4 protein-coding genes are annotated in these 7271 nt (G+C 45.3%); 2 read left to right on the forward strand and 2 right to left on the reverse strand.

Annotated features, from left to right (window positions below):
- Window positions 1-369: 369 nt before the first annotated feature.
- Window positions 370-3411, reverse strand: a complete 3042-nt coding sequence (locus C5470_RS20860; protein ID WP_166291666.1) for a Tn3 family transposase — start codon at window positions 3409-3411, stop codon at window positions 370-372.
- 150 nt (window positions 3412-3561) lie between these two features.
- On the opposite strand from C5470_RS20860, the gene C5470_RS20865 reads away from it, so the two are divergent.
- Window positions 3562-4161 carry a recombinase family protein gene (locus C5470_RS20865; RefSeq protein WP_166291668.1) on the forward strand — a complete coding sequence of 200 codons (600 nt, stop codon included), beginning with the start codon at window positions 3562-3564 and terminating at the stop codon, window positions 4159-4161.
- A gap of 26 nt (window positions 4162-4187) precedes the next feature.
- The gene (locus C5470_RS20870) at window positions 4188-5534 is read left to right on the forward strand and encodes a hypothetical protein (protein WP_112878183.1); all 1347 of its coding nucleotides are present in this window, start codon (window positions 4188-4190) and stop codon (window positions 5532-5534) included.
- A 302-nt stretch (window positions 5535-5836) separates the two neighbouring features.
- Here the strand turns inward: C5470_RS20870 and C5470_RS20875 are convergent, their stop codons facing one another.
- Window positions 5837-6769: a tyrosine-type recombinase/integrase gene (locus C5470_RS20875; protein WP_422631099.1), complete on the reverse strand. Its 933-nt coding sequence runs from the start codon at window positions 6767-6769 to the stop codon at window positions 5837-5839.
- Window positions 6770-7271 lie beyond the last annotated feature (502 nt).

Below are 7271 nucleotides of genomic sequence, written 5' to 3' on the forward strand. Positions count from 1 at the left end.
AGCCGTGACCAGTTGACTGAGCGCTTGTGCTGTCTGGCGCATAGGCTCAGCAAACGCCAACAATGTTTCCAGTGAAACACGAATGGCAGGGGCATGCACATAGACACAGGCAATCAATCGATTTTTTTGATGAGAGCATAAAAAATCTATGGTTCCCCTCAGATGACCGTTCTGAATGGCAAGCTAAAGGCACAACTTGAGCGTTGGTATCCTAGCATCAAAATTATGAGCTAGCTGGAGTATGGTTGATAGTTCTACATTATCTATCACAGCATAACACCAATGTAGTGCCCCAAACTTTTTTATGCTCTCCACTTAATGGGGTTGTAAGCGGGAAGCCGCCAAAATTTTGCAGGCTTGCCATACGGCTTATGACAACGTCAGTCCCTCAATCATGGCGTCCAGATCTAGTTCTTTCCCTTCACTGATAAAGGTGTAATGACCATTCAGAAAAATATGCTGCCAGGCTACGGGGGACATTCGTCTGAGAAGAGCAAGGCCCCGGGTGTTACCAACCTCTTCATACTTCTGCAGCAACCGCGACAGCAGGGCTGAGTTATAATAAATAATAATGATGCTGAGCAGTCGCCCGCACTGATTACTGATCTCCAGTTCAATATCATTCTGTCCGGTCAGCTCTTTTTTGCCACCAACCTGCGCGATCGCTGAACGAAGCTGATGCCAGGATTCAATGCGATTTTGAGACCGGTGACTGTTTCTGGCCACCTGCGGGTTACGAAGATACCGGAGGATGTAAAGACTGCGGATCAGTTTATCAAACTCAAACAAGGCCTTCCTTGTCGGGTTTTCCGCTGAATAGGTACACAATTTGCGGATCAGGGCACCCTGAGTAATTTCTTTCATCCCCAGGGTGGCGACAATCTGGTCCAGATGCGGTTTTTCATCAATGATAACTTTCTGATTTATCTGACCTACAGGCTGGATAAGACATTTTTTATAACGCTCCGGATCGTCCGCGCAGTATAGCTCTTTCAGCATGTCCTCTGTCGAGGTAAAGCGGGGTTCGAAACGCAGCCCGAACCAGTGAAGAATTGCAAAATTAGCCCGGTTAATACTGTGCATGTCACCGGTTATCGCTGTTGGTACAATCCCACTGGTATTCCTGTACCAGATATCGAAAACGTGATGTGCTTCATACTCATGGGCTCCGATGAGATAACCATTTAGTGGAATATGGTTGCACAGCAGGGTGTAAGCCACCACGCCCTTCCCAAGTCCAAAATATTTTTTTGATGCCCGGGCTTTGATCGTCGGACGTTCGACGCTGAATTTTTGCCCATCGACAGCGCCATACAGTTCCCCCAACTCCAGTGAATAATACGGGAAGACAGGAAGCGTCTTAATTCCGTCGCCAATACAGTCACATGCAGCCTTCAGCGTGGAGAGACGCAGATATTGCTCGTAGGAATCGTTGAGCACATGGTAGGGAATATCACTGGTCTGGGACATCGTCAGATTACCGTGATTCATGGCCTGTGCCATTATTACCGCCATCAGACTGTCTGCATCAGCCCCCGTTTTTACATACAGCGGTTGTAGCGGTGTCAGCGCCACTAGGAATTGACACCGTTGATTCACGAAGCGAAAAATATCCGCCAGTTCACACAGGGGCAGCTGTGAATAAAAATCCGTCACACTGTCCGATTGCCCGGTCATGTCCGACTTACGCCAGCTAAGCCTCTGTGTATCATGATCAAATTCCAGATGTGACAACTTACCCTGCTTAAGCTCCCTGTTGAACGCTATCCACTGTTCATGCAGTTCGCTGGTCAGTTCATCCAGTTGCTGTTCGACTGGGGTACGTAAAAACGGGATATACATCTGGGCCAGAATGTCGGCTTTTTCCTCTACGGAAACCAGCTCATCTGAAAGGTGGCGATGCTGCAGGCTGTCATCAAGATAAAGCTCTCCCGCCTCAAGTCGTTTTCTTATTTGCCGGTACAACCAGAATTCATAACGGCTGGCATGAAGCCCAGTTGGTGTATCGTTTTCATCAACGCTCAATAACCAGGTTCGCAGTCGTGGCGGTAGCGTGGCCGGTGGGCATTCTGCCAGCGGCCGCTGCGTCAACCGCAACTGCTTTGAGAACGTCTCCCTGACCCATGCCAGCGCAGCAAGCCAGGGGCATTCAGGTGTCACGCTGGAAAAGTTCAGAGTACAAAACAGCGGGCGTAAATGGCGTCGTATATGAGCCGTCTGAGTGTCAACCGCCTCCCATTGTCGTGCCATCCGACTGGCAGGTTTAACCCGCATTCGCTGCGCGGTGTTCTGCAGGATCTCCCTGGGCATGATTTTCCAGGCCCTCTGGCGCACATCTCCAAAGGGGATGCTATCCGTCACATCATCATCGACAAACAGGGATAACAGACGGCCGACTTTATTATTCTCCTGTTGCCGCTGCAGAACATCTGCTTCAAAGTTTTTTCTGGCCTCTTCTTTGCAACGCTCTTCTGTCTGCTTCATGTGCCACATCATGGCGCTGGTGAGGTTATCTGACAGTTGCCGGTAGCGAAGCCAGATATAGCACATCATATATAACCAGGTTTGCTCTGTTTTGAGGTTCCGCAGATCGTGGATGGTATAAAAGTTGACCAGACTGGCGAAGTACAGCAAATTTTGTTGCGAGATCCCGAGTTCTGGTAGCAACTGTCGCGCCTTCTGATATATCGGTTCCAGCTGGTTTCGTTTCTCCCTTTCCCTGGACATTTGTCGCCATCGAAAATCTTTCGCTTCCTGTTTCAACACGGCCAGTCCGGACAGTGCATCATCTTTCTTCAGGAGTGAATTCAGTGCACTCTGTGTTTCTGTATCGAGGAAAGACAACAGTATGTCCGCCAGGCGCTGTCGTTCCGTTGACAGTGCTTTACTGATGATTTTCTGAAGCGTGGAATATCCTGGCCGAACGATTTTCTTCTCATTCAGCCAGCAGATAAGTTCGGTGGCAACAAATCCAGGAGTAATATCACGACGCACAATCTGTGCTGCGCGGGCATCGAGCTGCGGGCCAACGGAGCCGGACCACTGATGATACCCAAAGAAGTCTGTAATAAGCTTACGCTGGGCATAATATTCATGATCGGTAATGGTTTTGTCGGTGAGGGATATCTCACGAAAGTAACGCTGAACCACAAAATCGAAATCACTTTCCACGTCCTTCGGTGAAAAATGAAAGAAGGCGTGTTTGGCCTTGAAATAACCCGTCTGCAGGATACAATAAATCTGCGCCAGTATTCCGGGGCGGCTGATTGCCAGCGCCAGCTCCTCTGCCGTGAGCGACAAATACTCCAGTTGCTGGCCTTCATCAAAATCAGGCAGACCATACAGTGCGAATTTTTCTGCATCCGTTAAAACGGAGAGTCTTTTGCCTTTATCTTTACGACGGGATGTCATCCTGACCTCGCATTGAATATGTCCGTAAGAGGATCGTTCTGCGGACAGTAAAAATTTTAATTTGCGCTTCAGGGAATATCACTGCTGACGTTGTCTCATATCACTGGTACGATATCAATCTCTTTGATGGCCCCTTATACGGACATATTTATGACCGAAACACGCATTGGCTATGCCCGGTGTTCAACCGACCGCCAGGATCTGGCCGCACAGCAGGAAGCTCTGGTCAGCCTGGGTGTCTCCCCGGACCGGATTTATACCGATAAGGGGCTGACCGGTTCAAACCGCCAGCGCCCCGGTCTGGATCAAGCACTGGCAGCCGTTCGTCAGGGAGACACGCTGGTCGTACCGAAACTGGACAGGCTGGCCCGTTCAGTTCCGGATGCAAGAGAAATTGCCGATGCGCTACAGGCCCGTGGCGTGAAGCTGGCTCTCGGTGCCAGCCTCTATGATCCGGCTGACCCGATGGGCAAAATGTTCTTCAATGTGCTGGCGACCTTCGCAGAGTTTGAGGGGGATCTAATTCGTATGCGCACCCGCGAGGGAATGGCGATTGCGCGGGCGAAAGGAAAACTGCGGGGGAAGCAGCCAAAACTGTCTGATAAACAACAAAAAGAGCTGTGCCGGATGCATGAAACCGGTCAGTACTCAATCAGTGATCTCGCTGAGTTATTTTCAGTATCACGGCCAACAGTTTATCGGACTCTTTCCCGAGTAAAAAAGATTATTCAGCTTACAACCCTTGTGTAGAAAAAAATTAAAAGGCGGTTTACTTCATGAGTGTGACTATATTTAGAAAAATGAGAGGTCGAACTGTTCCTATTACTATTGATGAAGAGTATGCTTCTGAATATTTGGCAAAAGAATATAAAAAAACACCGAGACATCAGGTCAGCAGGAGTAAATTCGATACAACTATTTCTTTTACTGTACCTAATGCAATTTGCCAGAGTTGTGGCAAGAATGTTTTTTATTATGAAAATTCATATGGCTCACGCGTTCTATTTGACTCTCTGGGGCCTCCCTGGCCTATTCACCCGTGTTATAGCATGGAGACAATAACAAAAAATAAAGACAGTCATACTATTCCCTCAGATTGGGAACCTGTTTTTGTTGATAGGGGGGTTATCACATCTAATGGAGGGCTACGTGTTCAGGGGGAATTAGGTGGTGAAAATATAAGATTTTTATTTGAATCATTTGTTTTTTCAAAAATGAAAATCAATGTTAGTGATGTTTCCGGCCTGATTGTATTTGCTTCAAGAGCTAAAAGGAAAGTGCAAACACATAACGGGAAGAAAATTTTCATGAGTCGCTATGAAGTAGTCCCTGACACTGGAGTTAATGAAACTAAGGTACCAGAAAATAAAAATAGTTATGCAATAATTCAAGAAGCAAAGGGGGATGATTTCTCTATTCAGGTGGTTGAAAATGGAATTCCCGTTGTTAAATATGTTTTACCTCATGAGTCATATGAAAAATACTTCATAAAGAACAGTAAGTTAATCGTAAAAACCATCTTCGATAAAGAAATTAGAATCGATAAGGTTCGTTCTGATTCACACGGGATGTTTATTACACTGAATGAAATATCAAAGGATATACAATTTGCAAATAGTGAAAATAATAGTCAATGTAAAATTAACGAAAAGTCGTCTCATTTAGTAGGTATTTTGATAATAAAAAGCATTGAGATTGTTGTTGGTGATAATGAAAGAATGACTGCCATTGTTAATGGCAGTTTAAACAAAAAATTTAGAGTTACATACATTTTATCTGATGATTCCCAGGTTAATGAGATTTTTGAAGTATTTAGTGAAAGTTCATTTCCTGGCTTGATAAAAAAATGTTTCGTAAGAGACACTGAAGATAATATAACCTTAGAGGTGCCTGTTAGTGATGATAATAAATCACTTGCAGTATTTAATGTGCGGTATGTAAAAAAAAGTGTTGTTGATAAAATGATCCGATTAAAGTCAGAGGTTGATTTTTCAGAAAGAAATAAAACACTTGTCATCCATAGAAAGAAGAGAGAGGTCTCTCTAGAGGAACATATTGATAAGCTGGTAAAAACGATAAATTCATCTATGGCGGATGCTTTCTTTAATGCTAAGAAAAAATAGTATAACTGTACCCCCTGAAATTAAATATTATATTTGTATTTTCATGATTTATATTCTCGATTTGGATTTTTGATATTTTCATGTATTTTTAACACCTCAGCCCTTCAAATCCCTAAGTCAATTTAAGTTTTAGTCTGATTCAACGCCAAAATTTTGGCGGCTTCCCGCTTACAACCCCTATATCACCTAGAGAGAAAACCATTTTGTGCGGTGTATGGCATGATCGGACGTATATCCATGCTTATATGTTATCTCTAGCCCATATTAGTTTTTCTTCTCTAATTGATTTTCGCCATAACAGGTTACACTATATCAAGTTTCTGACTGGCTTTTCTTAAACGCTCATCCCAGCGTCTATCATATTTCTGTGTTGTCGCAACACTGGCGTGTCCCATCGCATCTTTCACTGTTATCAGGTCCTCTCCGTTGTCGAGTAGGGCGGAGGCGAACGTCCTGCGTAAATCATGGGGTGCACATTTATCGAGGCCGGCTTCGACTCGCCGGGTACAGAGAATGTGGTAAATCGCTTGGTCTGACATCCGGCTATCGGTTACATAATTATGACGGCGAATGCGAGGGAAAAGCGATCCGGGGTAGTCCCCTCGGACTTCCTCTACCCATTTCATCAGTCGCTCAAAGGTACCGGCAGGCATGTACGCAACGCGTTCCTTATTACCTTTGCCCAGTACTTTTAATGCCTGCTCACGATGAATAATGTCCTCATAACTCAGCGCAACGACCTCAGAGCGTCGCAGCCCACACCCGAGAAGGACACCAATAATAGCGGCATCTCTGAGCCCTTTTGAACTGTGATCATTTTCACATGTGAAAAGCAACGTCCTTATCTCTTGCTTATCCAGTGCTCGACCTTTCGGCAGACGGGAACCTTTAACCGATCGTACCTGCTTAATATGCTGAAAACTGTCGGTATCGAGCTGTTTCATGGTCCATGCTTCAAGGGCTACTCCTTTGAGTGCAGACAGGTAAGTATTGATCGTGGCCGGAGCCTTCCCGGCATCCCGCAGCATTTCAAGAACAGCCTGAACGTGGTGTCGTCTCAGTGCATTCCAGGCACATTCCCTAAGGTTCTGATACCCAATCATACGAGCAATGATATTGAGAAAAGACCCCATAGTTTGCCTACTACGCTTCGAACCGAGACTGATCAGGTAGGCAACGGCTGGATTATCCTGGATCTGGTTCAGAGCAGTTGAACTGATAGTTAACTCACTCATGGAGGATTGCTCTGACAGCACCATTGTACTGCCGGTGCAGTTATTACTATTCTTCATACCGTATAAAACTATCTCCCTGATACCTAAGGTTACGAGCAGTATATTTACCCCCGTTCCACGATGATGTGGGGGTAATCTGGAGAGCAATATTGAAAGGGTATCCCCATATGCAAACCTACTATGCAGCTCCATAAAAGTGGGCATTTAATCTTATTTAATAAACTCTACTTTTTCAAATATACATTTTAATAAGTAGAGTCAGTGAAAAAGAATATACCGCCACTTTAATCATAATTATCATAATTACGATAATTTTACAGAATTAGGGATTGAGGGGGGAGGGAGAACGTAAATCTATGGTCCCCCTCGTTTTTGCAACACTCATTTTGATGAATTTTAGGCTTGCTTAAATCTATCCGGCGTCACTATAGGCAAGGATGCCCGCGCCCCAATGAGTTCCGCGCCTGATGCGCCTAAAAAAACCGTTCGGCTTCAAAGAGCC

The organism is Photorhabdus stackebrandtii, assembly GCF_011189495.1.
Lineage (GTDB): Bacteria > Pseudomonadota > Gammaproteobacteria > Enterobacterales > Enterobacteriaceae > Photorhabdus > Photorhabdus khanii.